This is a genomic window from Cellulomonas sp. (genome assembly GCF_017744555.1).
GTDB lineage: Bacteria > Actinomycetota > Actinomycetes > Actinomycetales > Cellulomonadaceae > Cellulomonas.
Genome location: NZ_JAGIBD010000105.1, coordinates 1 through 929, shown reverse-complemented (window position 1 = coordinate 929; position 929 = coordinate 1). Strand labels below are relative to the sequence as shown.

Annotated in this window: 1 pseudogene; it reads right to left on the bottom strand. The window is 69.4% G+C overall.

Annotation, left to right across the window (positions count from 1 at the left end):
* A pseudogene (locus J7523_RS20395) lies at window positions 1-929 on the bottom strand (HAD family hydrolase); the annotation flags it as partial.

The following is a 929-nucleotide window of genomic DNA, read 5'->3' as shown; positions in this document are numbered from 1 at the left end:
CAGCTGGGCGAACTTCTCCTTGATCCCGTGCTTGACCACGTCGGACAGCTCGATGACGCCGAGGATGTGGCGGCCGTCGGCCACCACCAGCGGCGTGGCGCCGTTGCGCGCGACCTGCTCGACGCGCGCGCCGAGTTCCGGCGACAGCTCGCCGCCACCCAGCGCGCCCACGTGGCGCACGATCGCGTCCATCGCGCCCTTGCGGATGATGCGCGCCGCGTCGTCGCCGTCGTTGCCCAGGTCCACGCCCGACATGCGGGTCTGCGCGCTGAAGGCGATGAAGCGGGCATTGGCGGGTTCGTCGATGGATGCGCCGGGCTGGCGCGCGAGTTTTACGATCGACTTGCCTTCCGGGGTCGGGTCGGCGAGCGAAGCCAGCAGCGCGGCCTCGCGCAGCAGGTCCATGTCCACGCCGGCCAGCGGATGGAACGCGGTGGCCTGGCGGTCGCCATGGGTGATCGTGCCGGTCTTGTCGAGCAGCAGCACGTCCACGTCGCCGGCCACTTCCACCGCCTTGCCCGACTTGGCCAACACGTTGGAGGCCAGCGCGCGATTCATGCCGGCGATGCCGATCGCCGGCAGCAGGCCGCCGATCGTGGTCGGGATCAGGCATACGAGCAGCGCCACCAGCAGCAGCGGATTGATGCTGAGGCCGACGAAACCGGCGATCGCCGGAAGCGTGGCCACCACGATCAGGAAGGTCAGGGTCATGGTCACCAGCAGCAGGCCCAGCGCGATCTCGTTGGGCGTCTTCTGCCGGTTGGCGCCTTCGACCAGGGCGATCATCCGGTCGAGGAAGCTGTGCCCCGGTTCGGCGGTGATGCGAACGACGATCTCGTCGGACAGGACTTTCGTACCGCCGATCACGCCGGAGCGGTCGGTGCCCGCTTCGCGCAGCACCGGCGCCGATTCGCCGGTCACCGCCGATT